Source organism: Micromonospora sp. NPDC050495 (assembly GCF_040655175.1).
Lineage (GTDB): Bacteria > Actinomycetota > Actinomycetes > Mycobacteriales > Micromonosporaceae > Micromonospora.
Map to the genome: position 1 here is coordinate 280,174 of NZ_JBFAJK010000002.1, position 18,777 is coordinate 298,950.

An 18,777-nucleotide genomic window follows, 5' to 3' on the forward strand; every position below is an offset into this window, starting at 1 on the left:
TCACCGGGCCAGCGTCCGGTCGGCGAGCGCCTGCACCCGGTCCAGGTCGTCGTCGATCTCGGCGGGCGGGGGCGCGTCCGGCAGCAGGTCCTCGATGCGCCGCAGCGGCCGGTACCGCAGGCCGAGCGCCCCCCAGACCACCAGCACGACGCCGGAGACCACCATCAGCGCGGCGACCCCGGCGTGCGCGTCGTTGGCGGTGACCGGGTCGAGCGCGCCGATCCCGCGGGCGGCCGGGCCGAGGAGCTGATCGGCGAGCGGGCCGGCGGTCAGGAAGCCGAGCGGCTGCATGGCCGTGGCCAGCATGACGTTGATGGCCAGCACCCGGCCCTGCAACTGCTGGCCGACCTTGGTCTGGATGATGGACAGCCAGTGGGCGTTGCCGATGCTCATGCTGGCCAGCCGGAGGAACAGGCCGGCGGCGATCACCGCCACCGAGGGCCACACCCCCATCAGGAGCACCCCGACCCCGGAGCCGATCACGAAGGCGACCATGCCGGTGGCCCGGCGCGCGGTGCCGCCCCACCAGGCCACCACGAGGGCGCCGATCGCGGCCCCGATCCCACCGGTGGCGCTGACCAGCCCCAGGTGGGCCGGCGAGCCGATCGACAGCACCAGCGGGGTGAGCGCCACCCACATCACCGCGGTGAAGTAGTTGACCACCGCGAAGTAGCCGATCATCACGAGCAGCGGGCGGCGGCGCAGGACGAAGAGCAGGCCGCCGGCGAGCGCCTTGCCGAACGGCTCCGGCCGGGTGAAGAACAGCCGGTTCGGGAACCGGACCGCCATCAGCGTGCCGACCCCGATGGCGAAGGTGGCCACGTCGACCACGACCACCGAGGTCAGCCCGGACAGCCCCATCAGCACGCCGCCGAGGATCGGCCCCAGCACGGTGCCGAGGCCGCCGCCGATGGTGGCCAGCCCGTTGGCCTGCGGCAGGTAGGGCTTGGGCACCAGTTGGGCGATCGCGGCCAGGTAGGCCGGCTGGTGGAAGGCGGTCGCCAGCGAGGTGACCCCGACGATCGCGCAGACCGCCAGCAGGTCCAGCCGCTGCACCGCGACCAGCACGGCCAGCAGGGCCATCGCCGCGCCGCTGGCCAGCTCGCAGCAGAGCATGATCCGCCGGCGGTCCACCCGGTCGGCGAGCGCGCCGCCCACCGGGGTCAGCAGCATGGCCGGTACCCGGGCGAGCAGCACGACCAGCGCCAGGTCGACGACCCGCCCGCTGCGCTGATAGGCCCAGACGCCGAGGGCGAACGCGCTCAGCTCGTTGCCGATCATGGAGATGGCCTGGCCGCCGGCGACCGTGTAGAAGGCGCGCAGGCCGCGCCGGGCCGACTCACCGGCGACCGGCACGTCCTCGACCGGCGCCGGCAGGTCACCGGCCGCCCAGCGGGCCAGCCGGTCGGTCAGCAGGTCGGCCACCTCGGCCGCCTGGTGGCGCAGGAAGTAGTGCCCGGCCTTCGGCAGCACCGCCAGCTCGACGCGGTCGGCGAACGCGCCCCACTCCCGGTACCGCTCCTGGTACAGCTCGGTGGCCGGGTCGCTGGAGCCGACCAGGCACAGCACCGGCGCCGACGGCCGCGGCGACTGCCCGGCCTCGGCCTGCAACCGGCGGCCGAACCACGCCTGCGCCTGCGCGGCGTCGTGCCGCAGGGCCCGCAGCGTGGTGGCGCTCGCCTGCTCGTCCATGTCGTCGAGCAGGCCGCCGCTGGCCCGCAGCGTGTCCCGGTACAACCGGTCGGCCACCCAGCGCTCCCGGGGGAAGCGGCGCTGCAACCAGGCCGACAGCCGGCCGGGCAACCGGGCGGCCGGGAAGCTGCCGGCCACCACCACGCCCAGCACCGTCCGGCCGTCGGCGGTCAACCGCTCGGCGAGGGCGGTGGCCACCGCCGAGCCCACGCAGTGCCCGTACACGGCGACCGGTCCGCGTACCGTCCGGGCGATCTCGTCGGCGAGCCGCGCCACGATCTCGTCGACCGCGCGGAAGGGCTCGTCCGGTCGCGCCACGTCGTGGCCGGGCAGTTCGACGGCGCGTACCTCGATCGCCAGGCCCGGCCGCGCGGCCAGCTCGCTGGCCAGCGGCTGGAAGACCGCGGCCGAGCCGCCGCCGTACGGCACGCAGATCAGCGTCACGTCCGGCGGGCCGTCGACGCGCGCGGGGGAGAGCCGGTGCAGCAGCCCGTCGCCGCTGTCCTGTCCCGCTCCGCCGTCGAGGTACGCGGCCAGTTCCCGTACCGTCGGATGCAGGAAGAGGTCGATGACCCGCAGCCGTTCGTCGATCATCCGGACCGCGCGGACCGCGCTGAACGAGTGGCCGCCGAGGGCGAAGAAGTCGTCGTCCACGCCGAAGCCGGCCACGTCGAGCACCTCGGCCCAGACCGCCGCGACCCGCAGCTCGGTGGGGGTGGCCGGCGCCCGCGTTCCGGCCGCCGGGGCGGCCTCCGGCGACCGCGGCGCGGGAGCGGTCCCCGGCGGCTGCGGGGTCGGCGCGGTGGCCGGGCGGGCGGCCCGCCGGTCCGGCCCGGCGGGGATCGCGTGGACCGGCGCGTCCACGCCGGCCAGCATCCCGGCCAGCAGCCGCTGGAAGTCGGCGACGATCCGTTCGGCCGTGCCCGGATCGAACAGGTCGGTGCGGTAGGCGAGGCCACCCAGGTAGGTGTCGGCCTCGTTGACCAGCACCAGGCTGAGGTCGAACTTCACCCGGTCCGCCGGGGCGCGGGCGGCCGTCACCTCGAGGCCCGGGATCCGCGGCGGCGCGGCCGGCTGGTCGAGCACGTTCAGCAGCACCTGGAACAGCGGCGTGGCGGCGGTCGACCGGTCCGGCTGGAGCCGCTCGATGATCCGCTCGAGCGGCGTCTCGGCGTGGGCGAACGCGCCCAGCACGGTCTCCCGGGCCCGGCCGAGCAGTTCCCGCACCGTCGGCTCGCCACCGAGGTCGGTCCGCAGGACCAGGGTGTTCACGAAGCAGCCGACGGTCGCTTCCACGTCGGGGTGGTGACGGCCGGCCTCCGGCACGCCGACCGCGACGTCGTCGGTGCCGGCGAGCCGGCCGAGCAACTCCTGCCAGCAGGCCAGGACCACGGTGAACGGCGTGACGCCCAGCTCGGTCGCCACCCGGCGCAGCCGCGCGGTGAGCTCGCCGGGCAGCGCGAACGGCAGGTGCCCGCCGGACCAGTCGGCCACCGCGGGGCGCGGCCGGTCGGTCGGCAGGGCCAGCAGCGGGGGCAGCCCGGAGAGCCGCTCGCACCACCAGTCGAGGTCCTCGGCGCGGTGCCGGGCGGCCTGCCAGGCGGCGTGGTCCGCGTACTGCACGGGCACCGGCGCGGCGGGCGCCCGGCCGGCCACCCGGTCGGCGTAGGCGGCGGCGAGGTCGGCGCCGATGATGCCCCGGGACCAGTTGTCGGTCGCCACGTGGTGCACGGTGAGCGCGAGCACATGGTGGTCGGCGGCGACCCGGAACAGGGCGGCCCGCAGCGGGGGCTCCCGGTCCAGCGCGAACGGCCGCCGCAGCTCGGCCGCGCAGGCCGCCGCCACCCGGTCGGCCGGCAGGTCCGCGACCGCGACGGGCACCCGCTGCGCCGGCACCGGCACCGCCGTCGGCGTGCCGTCCACCTCCTGGATCAGGCTGCGCAGCACGACGTGGCGGGCCGCGACGTCGCGTACCGCCAGCGTCAGCGCGGTGGCGTCCAACGGGCCGCGCAGGTGCAGCACGAGATCGGTGTGGTACGCCGGCCCCGGTTCGAGCAGGTCGAGGAACCAGAGCCGGGCCTGGGCGGAGGAGAGCGGCGCGGGCGCCTCCGGGTCGGGACGCACCGGGATGGCGGCGCCGCCGACCCGGTCGGCCACGCCCGGCCGCAGCTCGCGGGCGAGGTCCGCCAGCACGGGGTGCTCGAACACGGTCCGCACCGGCACGTCGCGGCGCAGCGCCTCGGCCAGCCGCCCGGCCACCCGTACCGCGGCGAACGAGTGCCCGCCGACGGCGAAGAAGTCGTCGTCGGCGGCCACCTCGGCGAGGTCGAGCACGTCGCGCCAGATCCGGGCCACCAGTTGCTCGGCCGGCGTGGCCACCGGCCGGCGTACCGGGGGCGCCGGGGCGGCCGCGGCGGGCAGCGCGGCCCGGTCGATCTTGCCGTTGGCGTTGAGCGGCAGCCGGTCCAGCACCGCCAGCGAGGTGGGCACCATGTAGTCGGGCAGCCGGTCGCGCAGGGCCCGGCGGACGGCGGCGACGTCCAGCGCGGTGCCCGGCTCGCCGACCAGCCACGCGGCGAGCCGGCGGTCCAGACCGGCGCCGACCGGCAGGACCACCGCCTCGGCCACCCCGGCCAGGTCGCGCAGGGCGGTGGTGACCTCGCCCAGCTCCACCCGGTGGCCGCGGACCTTCACCTGGTCGTCGGCGCGGCCCCGGAACTCCACCGACCCGTCGGCGCGGATCCGCAGCAGGTCGCCGCTGCGGAAACAGCGGACGCCGGTGCCGAGCGGGTCGGCGCGGAAGCGGCTCGCGGTCAGCTCGTCGTCGCCGAGGTAGCCGCGGGCGATCTGCGGCCCACCGATGATCAGCTCGCCGGGCACGCCGGGCGGTACCACGGCGCCCGCGCGGTCGACGAGGTAGCCGACGACGCCGGGCAGCGGCCTGCCCAGCGGAACGTGACCGACCCGGTCCGCCGCCGGGATCCCGGCCACGTCGCAGGTCATCGAGATCATCGTGCTCTCGGTGTGTCCGTAGTGGCTCTGCACCCGCAACCCGGGGCGGGCGCGTTCGACGCGCTCGACGAGCGACCACGGGCACGCCTCGCCGGCCAGCACGAGCAGCCGCCGGGGCAGCACCGCGGCGAGGTCACCGTGCCGGGCCAGCAGTTCGAGGTGGCTGGGTACGCACTTGAGCACGTCGACCGGATGCGCGGCCAGGTACCCGGCGAACGCCTCCGGGTACATCGCGGTGTCCCGGTCCACCAGGTGCACCGTGCCGCCGGTGGTCAGCGCGCCGTACACGCAGGTCAGTCCGAAGTCGGCGGCCGGGGTGGAGACCACCGCGAACGAGGCGCCCGCCACGTCCCCCAGCCGGGGCAGCATGCCGGCCAGGTAGTGGGCCACGTTGCGGTGCTCGACCGCCACGCCCTTCGGTGCGCCCGTCGAGCCGGACGTGAAGATCACGTGGATCAGGTGCCCGCCGTCGACCGCCACGTCCGGTCGGGTGGCCGGCTGGCCGGCCACCGCCTCGTCGACGGTCAGCACGGTGACGCCGGGCAGGTCGAGGTCGAGGCCGGGCCGGGCGAGCAACACCCGCACCCCGGCCGCCCGCAGGATCGCCGCCGTGCGGGCCGGCGGGTACGTGGTGTCCATCGGCAGGTACGCCCCGCCGGCCTTCATGATGCCCAGCACCGCGCAGGCCACGTCGGTGCCCTGTTCGAGCAGCATCCCGACCGGCTCGTCGGCGCCGACACCGAGCGACCGCAGCCGGTGCGCGAGCCGGTTGGCCCGCTCGTCGAGCTGCCGGTAGGTCAGCGCGCCGGTCGACCCGACCACGGCGACCCCGTCCGGGCACCGGTCGACGCTCTCCTCGATCTGCCGGTGCACCGGCCGGACGGCGGGTCGCGGCACCGCCGGGCCGGCCAGCACCGGGCCGGTCACCGCCGCCAGCGGTACGTCCGACAGCGGCCGGTCGAGGTCCGCCGTGATCCCGTCCAGCAGCGCCACGAACCAGCGCGCCAGCCGCTCGGCGGTGCCGTGGTCGAACAGGTCGGTACGGAAGGCCAGCCCGCCCCGGTAGCCGCCCTCGGACCGGGACAGCGCGAGATTCAGGTCGACCTTGACGCTGCGCACCGGCGGCGAGGTGACCCGTACGGTCAGGCCGGCCAGGTCCGGCGCCGGCTGCGGCTCGTCCAGCACGTTCAGCATCACCTGGAACACCGGCGAGGCGTCCAGGCTGCGCTGCGGGGCGACCCGCTCCACGATCCGCTCGAACGCCACGTCCGGGTGGGCGAACGCCGCCAGCGCCGTGTCCCGGACCGTGGCGAGCAGCTCGCGTCCGGTGGTCACGCCGGACAGGTCGGTGCGCGCCACCAGGGTGTTGACGAAGCAGCCGACCACCCGGTCGACCCCGGGCTGGCGCCGCCCGGACTCGGGCACCCCCACCGCCACGTCGGCGGTGCCGGCCAGCCGGGCCAGCAGCGCCTGCCAGCAGGCCAGGAAGACCATGAACGGGGTGCACCCGGTGCTCCGGGCGACCGTCCGCAGCCGCGCGGTCAGCTCGGCCGACACCTCGACCGGCACCTCGGCGCCGTGCTCGGCGGCGGTCACCGGGCGGGGCCGGTCGGTCGGCAGCTCCAGCAGCGGCGCCAGTCCGGCCAGCCGCCGGCACCACCAGTCGAGGTCACCGGCGGAGACGTCCGGCCGGCCCTGGGACCAGGCCACCACGTCGGCGTACTGCAACGCCGGCGGCGGCGGGGCGGGTCGGGCGCCGAGCCGCGCCGCGTAGCACGCCGCCAGGTCGTCGAGGACCACGGCGGTGGACGGCGCGTCCATGGCGACGTGGTGGAACGTCAGGGCCAGCACGTGGCGGTCGCCGGCCAGCCGGAACAGCGCGGCCCGCATCGGCGGCTCGGTGGCGAGGTCGAACGGGCGGGCGGCCTCGGCGGCGACCGCCGCGTCGACCTGCCCGGCGTCGACGGTCACCTCGACCACCGGCACCTCGGCCACCGGCAGCGGCCAGGCCCGGGGCTCCCCGTCGACCTCTCGGTAGACACTGCGCAGGACCTCGTGCCGGCCGGCGACGTCGCGGACGGCGTCCCGCAGCGCCGCGGCGTGCACCGTCCCGGTCAACTCCAGCACCAGCGGCAGGTTGTACGCGTGACCGGCCGGCTCGAACCGGGACAGGAACCACAGCCGAGCCTGCGCGGAGGAGAGCGGCGCCGGGCCGGCGTCGGCGGGGCGGCGCGGGATCGTCTCGTCCGGGCGGGGTGCGCCGTCGCGCAGCGCCGCCGCGGCCCGGCGTTCCAGCAGCTCCCGTACCCGCCGCTGGGCGGGGGTGAGGACGGAGTCGGTCACGGCGTGCTCCCGTCCGGGGTGAGGTCGTCGTCGGCGAAAGCCGCCAGCGCGATGCGTTCCAGCTCCGCCGCGAACTCGCGCAGCACCGGCCGGTCGAACAGGCAGCGCACCGGGATCGGGAACCCGAGGGCGTCGCGGAGGCGGCCCACCACCTTCGTGGCGGCCAGCGAGTGCCCGCCGAGGCCGAAGAAGTCGTCCAGCGCGCCCACCGGCCCGCAGCCGAGCACCTCCGCCCAGGTCACCGCGACGAGTTCCGCGACGGCGGACTCGGGCGCGACCGCCGGCCGGGCGGCGACCGCCGGTGCGGGCAGCGCGGCCCGGTCGACCTTGCCGGTCGCGGTGGTCGGGAACGCGTCCAGCACCACCCAGCGGTGTGGCACCGCGTAGTCCGGCAACCGGCCGCGCAGCCGCTCGGCGACCCGCTCGACGGCCACCCCGGCGGGGGTGAGATAGCCGACCAGGTGCGGTTCGCCGGCTCCGGCGCCGACCGTCACGACGGCGTCCGCCACGCCCGGGGTGCCCCGCAGCACGCTCTCCACCTCGCCGAGTTCCACCCGGTTGCCGCGGATCTTCACCTGGTGGTCGGCGCGGCCGTGGAACTCCAGCACGCCGTCGTCGCGCCAGCGGACCAGGTCCCCGCTGCGGTAGCAGCGCACCCCGCGCAGCGGGTCGGTCCCGAACGCCGCGCCGGTCAACTCGTCGCGGTCGCGGTAGCCCCGGGCGACCCCGGCCCCACCGATGTGCAGCTCGCCGACCGCGCCGGGCAACGCCGGCTGGCCGAACGGGTCGACCACGGTGAGCAGCGTGCCGGGGATGGGCCGGCCGATCGGCACCGCCGTGGCGCCGGCCAGGTCGGCGGCGCTGACCGGGTGGGTCGTCGCGGTGACGGTGGTCTCCGTCGGGCCGTAGCAGTTGCGCAGGCTGCCCACCAGCGGGGCCACCTGCCGGGCCAGGGCGGGGTCGAGCGCCTCGCCACCGGCGAGCACGTGCAGCGCCGGCAGCACGGGCAGGCCGGCGGCGAGCACCATCCGCAACGTCGTCGGCGTCGGGTTGAACCGGGTGGCCCCGGTGGCCACCAGCCGCTTGACCAGGGCGTGACCGTCCACCGCGCAGTCCCGGTCGGCGATCGCGCAGCGCGCCCCCGCGGCCAGGGTGGTCCAGATCTCGCCGGTGGCCACGTCGAACACCAGCGGCGCGACGGCGAGCCAGGTGTCGTCCGGGCGCACGTCCACGACCTGCCGGGACGCGGCGACCAGCGCGGCGAGGTTGGCGTGGGTGACCTCGACGCCCTTCGGCCGTCCGGTCGAGCCGGAGGTGTGCAGGACGTAGGCCAGGTCGGCGCCGTCCGGCGCGGGCGGCAGCACCGGCGGGGCCGGGTGGGGCGCGTCGAGGTCGATGACCGTCAGGTGTGGCGCCGCGGCCCGCGCGCGTTCGACGGCGGCGCCGCGCGCCGCGATCACGCGTACCCCGGCGTCCGCGGCGAGCCACCCGATCCGCTCGGCGGGGTGGTCCGGGTCCAGCGGCAGGTACGCCGCGCCGGCCCGCCACACCCCGAGCAGCGCGGCCGGCAGGTGCTCGTCGCGGGGCAGGCACACGCCGACCACGTCGCCCCGGGCAACCGTCGCGGTCAGCAGCGCCCCCGCGACGCGGGCCGACCGGTCGACCAGGTCGCGGTAGGTCAGCCGGCCGCCGGGCGCGGTGACCGCGACCGCGTCGGGCCGCTCGGCGGCCCGGGCGAGCACCTCGGCGACGACCGTCCCGGTGCGCGGCGGCGGACCGCCGGTACCCCAGGCGAGCAGCGCGGCCCGTTCCGGGTCGGACAGCACGTCGTGCGCCGCGGGCGCGGCGTCCGGGTCGGCGGTGAGCCGGTCCAGCAAGGTCACGTACCAGCGCGCCCAGCGGGCGATCGTCCGCCGGTCGAACAGGTCGCGGCGGAAGATCAGCCGGCCCTGGTAGGCCGTCCCGGCGTCGACCAGGTCGAGGTTGAGGTCGAACAGCGCGGTGCCCACCGGCTGGGGCAGCGGCTCGACGGAGAGGTCACCGAGCGCGACCGGCGCCGGCTGCTCCAGCAGGTTCATCATGACCTGGCAGACCGGGGTGCGGGCCGGGTCCCGGTCCGGGGCGAGCCGCCGCACGACCTCGTCGAACGGCGCGTCGGCGTGGGCGAACGCGTCGAGCACCGCGCGCCGGGTCCGGGCCAGCAGGTCGTGTCCGGAGCGGACGTCGTCGCGCAGGTCGGCCCGGACCGCCACGGTGTTGACGAAGAAGCCGACCATCCGGGCCAGCTCCGCGCCCTGGCGACCGCTGTACGGCACCGCGACCGCGAGGTCCCGCACGCCGGCCAGCCGCGCCAGCAGCAACTGCCAGCCGGCGAGCAGCACGGTGAACGGCGTGCTGCCGCTCGCCACGGCGAGCGTTCTGACCCGGGCGGCCAGCTCCGCCGGCAGCCGTACCGGGACCTCGTCGGCGGGCCAGTCGGTGCCGGCGGGCCGGGGCCGGTCCACCGGCAGCCCGAGCGCGGCCGGCAGGCCGGCGAGCTGCCGCTGCCACCAGTCCAGCTGCCCGGCCCGGCCGGCCGGATCGAGCCCGCGCTCCCGGTCGGCGTGGTCGGCGTACTGCAGCGCGGGCGGCGGCGGCCAGTCCTCCGGCCGGCGGCGGTAGAGCAGGTCCAGCTCGCCGAGGAGGACCTGCTGGGAGACGGCGTCGGTGACGATGTGGTGGCAGGTGAGCACCAGCACGTGCTCGGCCGGCGCGACCCGGAACAGCATCGCCCGCACGGGTGGCCCGGCGGCCAGGTCGAAGGGGCGGCGCACCTCGGCGGCGACGGCGGCGTCCAACGCCGGCCGATCGACGTCCACCATGGCCAGCGGCACCTGCTCGGCCGGGCCGGCGGCGGCCACCGGCTCGCCGTCGACCTCGGTGATCCGGCTGCGCAGCACCGCGTGGCGCTGGGCGAGCCCGCGTACGGCGCGGCGCAGGCGTGCGGTGTCCAGGTCGCCGCGCAGGCGCAGCACGGTCGGGGCGTGGTAGGCGGCGCTGTCCGGGTCGAGCCGGGCGGCGAACCAGAGCCGGCGCTGCGCCGACGACAGCGGGGCCGGTGCCGACGGGTCGGCGCGCGGCAGCAGCGGCGGCTCGTCCGACCCGGCCGACCCGGCCAGCTCGGCGGTGAAGTCGGCGAGCACCGGATGGTCGAACAGGGTGCGGACGGTGACCCGGTGGCCGAGCCGGGCGTGCAGCAGCCCGACCACCCGGGTGGCCGCCAGCGACCGCCCGCCGAGGGCGAAGAAGTCACTGTCCGGGCCGATGTCGTCGATCTCCAGGCAGGCGCGCCACACCTCGGCGACGGTCGCCTGGGCCGCCGACAGCGGCGCGGCCGGTGCGGTCGCGGCCGCCGCCACCGGGGCGAGCGCGCGCCGGTCGAGCTTGCCGTTCGGCAGCGCCGGCAGCGCGTCCAGGGTGCGCCACCGGCTGGGCACCATGTAGCCGGGCAGCAGCCGGCGGGCCTGGCGCTCCACCTCGGCCGGGTCCACCGTGGCGGGGGTGAGATAGCCGACCACCTGCGCGTCCGTCCCGTCGGCGTGGACCGTCACGGCCGCGTCGGCCACCCCGGGCAGGCCGCGCAGCACGGCCTCGACCTCGCCGAGCTCGAACCGGTTGCCGCGCACCTTCACCTGGTCGTCGGTGCGGCCGAGGAACTCCAGCGTCCCGTCCGGCCGCCACCGGACCAGGTCCCCGGTGCGGTAGCAGCGCTCCTGCGGGCGTACCGGGTCGGCGACGAACGCGGCGGCGGTCAGCTCGGGCCGTCCACGGTAGCCGCGGGCCACCCCGGCGCCACCGATCCACAGCTCACCGACGGCGCCGGCCGGGGCGAGCCGGCCGGCGGCGTCCATCACGTGCAGCCGCGCTCCCGGGGTGGGCCCGCCGATCGGCACGCGCGCCTCGGCCGTGTCGGGCCGGGTGATCCGGTGCGCGGTCGCCGCGACCGTGGTCTCCGTCGGTCCGTAGCCGTTCCACACCTCGCCGACCAGCGGCAGCACCCGGCGGGCGAGCGCCGGGTCGAGCACCTCGCCGCCGAGCAGCAGCCGCAGCCCGGGCGCGCCGGACCAGCCGGCCGCGAGCAGCAGCCGCAGGCTCGTCGGGGTCAGGTCGACCACGGTGACGCCGCTGTCGGCGATCTGCCGGGCGAGCCGGTACCCGTCGACCGCGCAGTCCCGGTCGGCGACCACGCAGCGGGCGCCGCTGGCCAGCGGCCACCACAGTTCCTCCGCGGACACGTCGAACGCGAGCGGGGCGATCGCCAGCATCGCGTCCGCGTGGGTCAGGCCGGGTGTCCGCCCGCGCGAGCGGACGAAGGCGGCCAGGTTCCCGTGGTTGATCTCCACGCCCTTGGGCCGCCCGGTCGAACCCGAGGTGTACAGCACGTAGGCGAGCCCGTCGCCGCCCGGCACCATCAGCTCCGCCGGCGGGCCGGCGCCGGCCGGGTCGTCGGCGTCCACCAGGACCGCCGCCGGCAGTCCGGCCCTGACCTCCGCGGCGACGCCCCGGGCGGCACCCCGGGTGAGCACGGTCCGCACGCCCGCCTCGGCGCCGATCTGGACCAGCCGGCCCACCGGCTGGTCCGGGTCCAGCGGCAGGTACGCCGCGCCGGCCCGCCACACCCCGAGCAGCAGGGCCGGCAGCAGTTCGTCGCGGGGCAGGCAGACGCCGACCGGGTCACCCGGCCGGACGCCCGCCGCGAGCAGCGCGCCGCCCACCCGGTCGGCGTGGCCGACCAGTTCGGCGTACGTCAGCTGCCCGCCCGCCGCGCGCACGGCGACCGCGTCGGGGGTACGCCGGGCGTGCCCGAGCACCGCCTCGACCACGCCGGCCCACTCCACCGGGGGCAGGTCGGCGCCGGTGCCCCAGCCGAGCAGGTCCGCCCGCTGTGCGGCGGGGACCAGGTCGAGGGCGGACAGCGGTACGTCCGGCGTGGACACCACGGCGCGCAGCAGGTGCAGCAGCGATCCGGTGAAGCTTCGCGCCCGGTCGGCGGGCAGCCAGGACGGGTCGTGCTCGACGATCAGCTCGCCGCCGTCGACGTGCTCGTTGACGAAGACGGTCAGCGGGTTGTGGCTGCCGCCGGTGGGCAACTCGCCGAGCAGGTCGAGGCGTACCCCCGGGCCGTGGACCGACACCGGCAGGTCGGCCGGCTGCACCGCGATCGACACCGGGGTCAGCGGCACGCCGGGCGGGCGCACACCGGACCACAGCCCGGTCAGCTCGCCGACGGGCGGGCCCCGGTGGTCGATGGCCCGCGCCGCGCCGCGCATGGCCGCGCGCAGCAGCTGCTGGAACGACTGGTCCGCCGACATCCGCAGCCGGACCGGCAGCACGTCGACCAGGGGACCGACGCTCTGCTCGAGTTCGCTGCGGTCCCGCCGCGCGGCGGCCATCCCCACCAGCACGTCCGGCGCGTTCACCAGCTCGCCGACCAGGACGCCCAGCGCGGACAGGTACACCGCGAACGGGGTGACCCCGGCGGCCCCGGCCAGCGCGCGTACGGACGACCACAGCGGCTCGGGCAGCGGCACGGTGATCCGTTCGCCGCGGAACCGCTCGGCGCCGTGCGTGACGCGGTCGAACAGGGCGTCCGGCGGGGTCGCCCCGGCCAGCTCCGCGGTCCAGTACCGGATCCACCGTTCCCGCTCGCCGGGCGCCTCGGCCAGCGCGCGTTCGCGCAGCGCGACGTCACCGATCTGCGCCGCCGGGGCCGGTTCGGGGGCCGGCTCGCCGAGCTGCGCCGCGCCGATGCCGGCGGCGAGTTCCGTCATGATCACGCCGATGGACGCGCCGTCGGCGGCGACGTGGTCGGAGACCACCACCAGCTCGGCGACGTCGTCGCCGAGCCGGAGCACGGTGAGGCGCAGCAACGGCGTGTCGACGCGCAGGTCGAAGGGGTGCCGGGCCGCCGCGGCGGCCAGCTCGGCGGCCCGCTCGCGGCGGGCCGTCGCCGCGAGGCCGCGCAGGTCGTGCACCTCGATCGGTACCGCCATCGCCGGGCCGACCCGCAGCACCGGCGCCCCGTCGTGCTCGCCGATCGTGCTGCGCAGGGCCTGGTGCCGGGCCACCAGCGCGTCCGCCGCCGCCTGCAGCGCGGGCGGGGAGACCAGGCCGTGGCACCGCAGCCGCCAGGCGACGGTCGTGGCGGTGCCGGTCGAGCCGAGCTGGGCGAGCGTCCACAGGTCCCGCTGGGTGCTGGTCAGCGGATAGCTGTCGCGTTCCGGCCGGTGCCGCGACGTCGCCACCGGCTGGGCCGTGGCGGCCCGGTCCAGCCGCCGCGCCACGGCCGCCACCGTGCCGTCGGTCAGGAAGTCCTCCAGCGTCACCGCCCGCCGCGCGAGGTCGCGCAACCGGGCCACCGCCCGGGCGGCGGCGAGCGAGTGCCCGCCGGAGTCGAGGAAGCTGTCGTGCACGCCGATGCGCGGCAGGCCGAACGCCGCCGCGACCACGTCGGCCACCAGCCGCTCGGACGCGGTGGCCGGGGCGACGTACCCGACGGATCCGTCCCGCTCGAACGCCCACGCCGACAGCGCCGCCCGGTCGGCCTTGCCGGTGCTGCCGAGCGGGATCGCGTCGAGCACCGCGATCCGGGACGGGACCAGGTGCCCGGGCAGCCGGGCCCGCAACCACTCGCGCAGCGCCGCCTCCGGCACCCGCTCGCCGGCCGGCTCGACGAAGCCGACCAGCCGGCGTTCGCCGGACCCGTCGGCGGGCGCGAGCACCACCGCGTTGCTGACGCCGGGGTGTGCCAGCAGGGCGGCCTGCACCTGCCCCGGCTCGACGCGGAACCCGCGCACCTTGACCTGGTCGTCGGCGCGGCCGACGAAGTGGTAGACGCCGTCGCCGCGCCGGACGACCAGGTCACCGGTGCGGTAGTGCCGCACGCCGTGCTCGTCGCGGACGTACCGGCCGGCGGTCAGCTCCGGCTGCCCGAGGTAGCCGCGGGTCACCAGCGGGCCGCTGACCCACAGCTCGCCGGTCTCGTCGTCGGCCAGGGACCGGCCGTCCTCGTCGCGTACGGAGAAGGCGGCGCCGGGCAGCGGGGTGCCGATCGGCGGGTCGCCGCGCTCGTCGCGGCCGACCTCGTGGCACGAGCAGTTCACCGTGGCCTCGGTCGGCCCGTAGCAGTTGACCACCCGGCGCACGCCCTCGTTGCGGTAGAGGCGGTCGACCAGCGCGCGGGGCAGCGCCTCGCCGGCGATGGCGACGGTCCGCACCGAGCCCGGCAGCGGCGACCTGGCCAGCACCGCGAGCACCGAGGGGACGCCCTGCACGAACGTCACCTCGGCGCGGGCGCCGAGCGACGGCAGGGCGAGCAGGTTCTCGGCGAGGAGGAGGCAGCCGCCGGTCACCAGCGGTGGGAAGAGCTCCGCCACGGAGGCGTCGAAGCAGACCGAGGCGGCGCCGAGCACGCCGCGCAGCTCCTCGTCGGTGTAGGTCGCGGCGGCCCAGCGCAGCAGCGCCAGCACGTTGCCGTGTTCGACCTGGACCCCCTTGGGCCGGCCGGTGGAGCCCGACGTGTAGATCACGTAGGCGAGGTCCGTGCCGGCGCCCGGGACGCCGGCCGGCGCGCTCCGGGCCGGGTCGACGGCCGTGGCGAGCAGCAGCGGGACCGCGGTGTCGGCGAGCGCGGGCGGCCGCGGCTCGTCCGTCACCACCAGGGACAGCCGCGCGTCGGCGACGATCGAGGCGATCGGCGCCGGGGGCGAGGCGGGATCGAGCGGCACGTACGCGCAGCCCGCCTTCAGCACGCCGAGCAGCGTGGGTACGAGCCACGGCCCGCGGCGCAGGCACACGCCGACCAGGTCGCCGGGGGCGGCGCCCCGGTCCAGGATGGCGTGCGCGACCGCGTTGGCCGCCGCGTCCAGCTCGGCGTAGCTCATCCGCCGGTCGCCGACCACCAGGGCGCAGCGCTGCGGCGTCCGGCCCGCCTGCTGCTCGAATGCCAGATGTACCCGGTCGACCGCGCTCAGATCTGCCCGCAATCCGCCGCCCCCCAGCCCGTTCTCGGATCGCCTGACGGCAGATTGAACTGGGCGGACCGGGCCTGGTCCATGAACAACGGACCGGAACTTTTCCCGGGGAAGTTCCGGTCAGTGGCCGCCCGGGTGGGCCGGCACCCCCATGGCCTGGTAGAGCGACCGCGCGTGCCGGCGGTACGGCGCGCCCTTGGCCCGGTCGCCGGCGTCGTCGTGAATCGCGGCGATCCCGTCCAGCGCCCGGGCCTCCTCGTGCGGTTCCCGGGTGCGCCGGGCCAGGTCGCAGGCGCGCAGATAGTAGGCGAGCGCCGCGGGCCGGTCGCCGGTGGCCCGGGCGCTGTCGCCGAGACCGTTGTTCGTCAGCGTCTCCAGGGGACGGATGCCGGTCTCGACGGCGATCGCCAGCGCGGCCTCCTGGTAGCGGCGGCCGGTCTCCGGGTCACCGAGGTGCAGGTGCACGAGCCCGAGGTAGGCCAGCGCGTACCCCTCGGCCTCCCGGTGCCCCACGGACCGGCTGACGCGCAGCGACCGGTGCAGGTGCTCGCGGGCGCCGCGGTGGTCGCCGAGGGCGCGGTGCACGTCGCCGAGGTTGTGCAGGGCGATCGCCTCGCTGGGTCGGTCGCCGTGCGCCCGGGCGATGGTCAGGCACTGCTCGTAGCAGCGCAGCGCGGCGTCCAGCTCGCCCTGGCGTTCGTGCAGGAAGCCCAGGTTGCTCAGCGACCGCCCCTCGTTCAGGCCGTCGCCCGTCTCCCGGGCCAGGGCGACGGCCCGCCGCAGGTGACGCGCCGCCGGCTCGTACCGGCCCAGCTGCGCCTGCACCACGCCGAGGGTGTTGTACGCACGTCCGGTGACCGCCGGGTTCCCGGCCACGGTGAGGCACTCGGTGAGCTGTTCCACCGCCTCGTCGTAGTGGCCGAGCCGGGCGCAGACCGTGGCGAGGTCGACCAGGGCCTGCTGCCGCCCGACCGCGTCGCCGGCGGTCCGCGCCTCGGCCAGCGCCAGGCTGTGCAGGGTGCGCAGCGCGCTGTAGTGGCCGTGCACCCGTAACGCCTGCCACAGCACGGTGGACAGGTCCCGCGCGTAGCTGCCCCCGGCGGCGCTCGCGGCGGCGGACTGTTCGGCGACCGCGAGCAGCGTGGGCAGCTCGGTGGCCAGCCAGGTGGCGGCGTCCTCGGGACCGGCGTCCGCGCCGCCGGCGGCGGCGACCGGGGTGAGCAGCGGGCGCCGGTTGGGGTCGGGCGGCGCGATCAGCTCCGCCGCGGCGACCGCCCGGGCCAGGCAGTGCTCGGCCAGCCGGCGGACCGGCTCGCACCAGCGCCCCGGGGGCCCGGCGCCGGCCAGGCCGCGGGCGTAGTCGCGGACCAGGTCGTGGAATTCGTACCGGCCGTCCGCCCGCCGTTCGAGCAGGTGGTGGTCGACCAGCGCGTGCAGCAGGCGGCGGGCCTCGGGTACGCCGGTGCCCAGCAGCGCGGCCGCCGCCGCCGGCTCCCAGTGCGGGCCGGGATGGAGCCCGAGCAGCCGGAAGGCCCCGGCCACGTCCGGGGGAAGGGTGCGGTAGGACCAGGAGAGCACGGCGGGCAGCGAGGTGCTCTCCTCCTCGGTGGTCAACGCGTCGAGGCGCTCGCCCGTGGAGCGCATCGCCGCCGCCAGCGCGGACAGCTCCCGTTCCTGGCCCAGCCGCTCGGCCACGATGCGCAGCGCCAGCGGCAGCCCGCCGCACGCCGACACGACGTCGGCGACGTCGGCCTCGTCGGTGCCGAGCCGGTCGGCGCCCGCCAGCCGGTCGAACAGCGACCGCGACTCGACGTCGGTGAGCAGCGGCACGGTCACCCGGTGCGCGTCGTTGCTGATGGTCAGGCCGTGCAGCATGCTGCGGCTGGTCACCACCACCACGCAGCCCGGGTGCCCGGGCAGCAGCGGGCGCACCTGCTCCGCGGAGCGGGCGTTGTCCAGCGCCAGGAGCACCGAGCGGGTGGCCAGCACGCTGCGCAGCAGGGCGGAGCGCTCGTCCAGCTCGGCTGGCACGTCGGCCGCCGGCACGCCGAGCGCCCGCAGGAAGGAGTGCAGCACCTCGCTCGGCTCGGCCGGCGCGCCGGGACCGTAGCCGCGCAGGTTGGCGAAGAGCTGACCGTCCGGGAAGTCCGCCCGGTGCAGCTGCGCCCAGTGCAGCGCCAGCGAGGTCTTGCCCACCCCGGCCATGCCCTCCAGGACGGCGACCACGACTCCCTGGCCGCGTTGCGCGGCCAGCGCGTCGAGCCGGCCGAGTTCCCGCCGCCGTCCGGTGAACGATGTGCTGGCGGCCGGCAACTGGGCCGGCACGGCGACCACCGCGCCGGCGGGGTACGCCGGCCGGGCGGCGTCGGGACAGTAGTGCCGGACGAACCGGTGGACCTGGTCGCCCCGTAGGCCGAGGCCGAGGGCGAGCGCCTCCACCGAACGCCGGCGCGGCCGGGGCACCCGGCCCCGCTCGATGTTGCTGATGCCCCGGACGGTCAGTCCGGTCCGTTCGGCCAGCTCCTCCTGGGTCAGGCCGGCGACTCGCCGCAACTCGCCCAGCAACGACTTGACTGGCTGACCGGTCACGTCGCCATGCTAGTCCGCGGCCGGTCCGGCGGGCTGCCGATGAGATCAACCGGCGGCGGTGGGTGCCGGCCGGTACGCCCGTCAGGTGCCCGCCTCCAGCCGCCACGCCGCCTCGCGGGCCAGGTCCGACAGTCGGGTCAGCAGCGCGCCGAGCGACTCGGGCCGGGCCTGCGCCGGGTCCGTCCGGCCGAGGCGCAGCTGCGCGGCGAGCGCCCGCACGGCCGGGTCCGGCTCGACCCGCAGCTCCTCGCGCAGGCAGCGGCGGTGCTCGTCGTAGACGCGGAGCGCCTCGGCGGACCGGTCCGCCGCGTGCAGCGCGCGCATCAGCTGCCAGGTGAGCCGCTCGCGCAGCGGGTGCCGGCGGGCCAGCGCCGCGATCTCGGCGATCAGCGCGGGATCCCCGGCGCCCAGCCGCAGTTCGGCCTCGAACAGCTCCTCGTAGCCGGCCAGCCGCAGCTCGTTGAGCCGGGCCGCGTCGACGGCGAGCGTGCCGTCGGCGATGCCCTCCAGCGCCTCCCCGGTCCACAGCGCCAGCGCCCCGCGCAGCCGCGCCACCAGCGCCGGCTCGTCGGCGCCGGCGTCGGCCCGGCCGACCGCCCGGCGGAACAGGTGTGCGTCGACGCGGTCGGCGGCCAGCCCCAGCTCGAACCCGCCGGAGGTGCGGCGCAGCAGGTCCTCGCCGAGCACGCCGGCCAACCGCCGGCGCATCCCGCCCAGGCAGTTGTTCACCTGGTCCCGGCAGGTGGCCGGGGGCGATTCCGGCCAGGCCGCGTCGATCAGGGCCGGCACCGAGACCGGGTGGCCCGGCGCGAGCGCGAGCGTGGCCAGCAGCCGTTGGGCGCGCCGCCCGCCGACGGGCACCGGCCCGTCCGGGCCGTGCACGGTCACCGGTCCCAGCAGGCGTACGCGGATGGCGTGGTGCATGTCGTGTCCCCTCGTGAAGGCCGTGGCGACCGGTGCGGCGGCCGCCGGGCCCGATGCTGCCGGGCCGCGCTTGGCATCGGCTTGGCATCCCTCGGCCGGCCCCGCGATCCACCGTGGTCCGTCGGCGATGCCCGTGCGGTGTGCCGGGTCCGCAGGCTGGGGCCGCCCACATCGGCCGGTACACCAAGGGGGAGATCGACATGCT

At 77.1% G+C, this 18,777-nt stretch carries 4 protein-coding genes; all 4 read right to left on the bottom strand.

The window, feature by feature from the left end; all coding sequences use genetic code 11:
- A complete protein-coding gene (locus AB0I11_RS04550; protein WP_357312928.1) occupies nucleotides 1–7,047 on the bottom strand; it encodes an amino acid adenylation domain-containing protein in 7,047 nt (2,348 codons plus the stop codon).
- Nucleotides 7,044–15,071, bottom strand: coding sequence for an amino acid adenylation domain-containing protein (locus tag AB0I11_RS04555; protein ID WP_357312931.1), 8,028 nt, complete (start codon nucleotides 15,069–15,071; stop codon nucleotides 7,044–7,046). The genes AB0I11_RS04550 and AB0I11_RS04555 overlap by 4 nt, the downstream gene beginning before the upstream one ends.
- 108 nt (nucleotides 15,072–15,179) lie before the next feature.
- Entirely contained in the window at nucleotides 15,180–17,648 is a 2,469-nt protein-coding gene (locus tag AB0I11_RS04560; RefSeq protein WP_357312935.1) for a tetratricopeptide repeat protein, read from the bottom strand.
- Between the two features lie 81 nt (nucleotides 17,649–17,729).
- On the bottom strand, nucleotides 17,730–18,572 hold the full coding sequence (locus AB0I11_RS04565; protein WP_357312939.1) for a BTAD domain-containing putative transcriptional regulator: 843 nt from the start codon (nucleotides 18,570–18,572) through the stop codon (nucleotides 17,730–17,732).
- Between the last annotated feature and the right edge of the window lie 205 nt (nucleotides 18,573–18,777).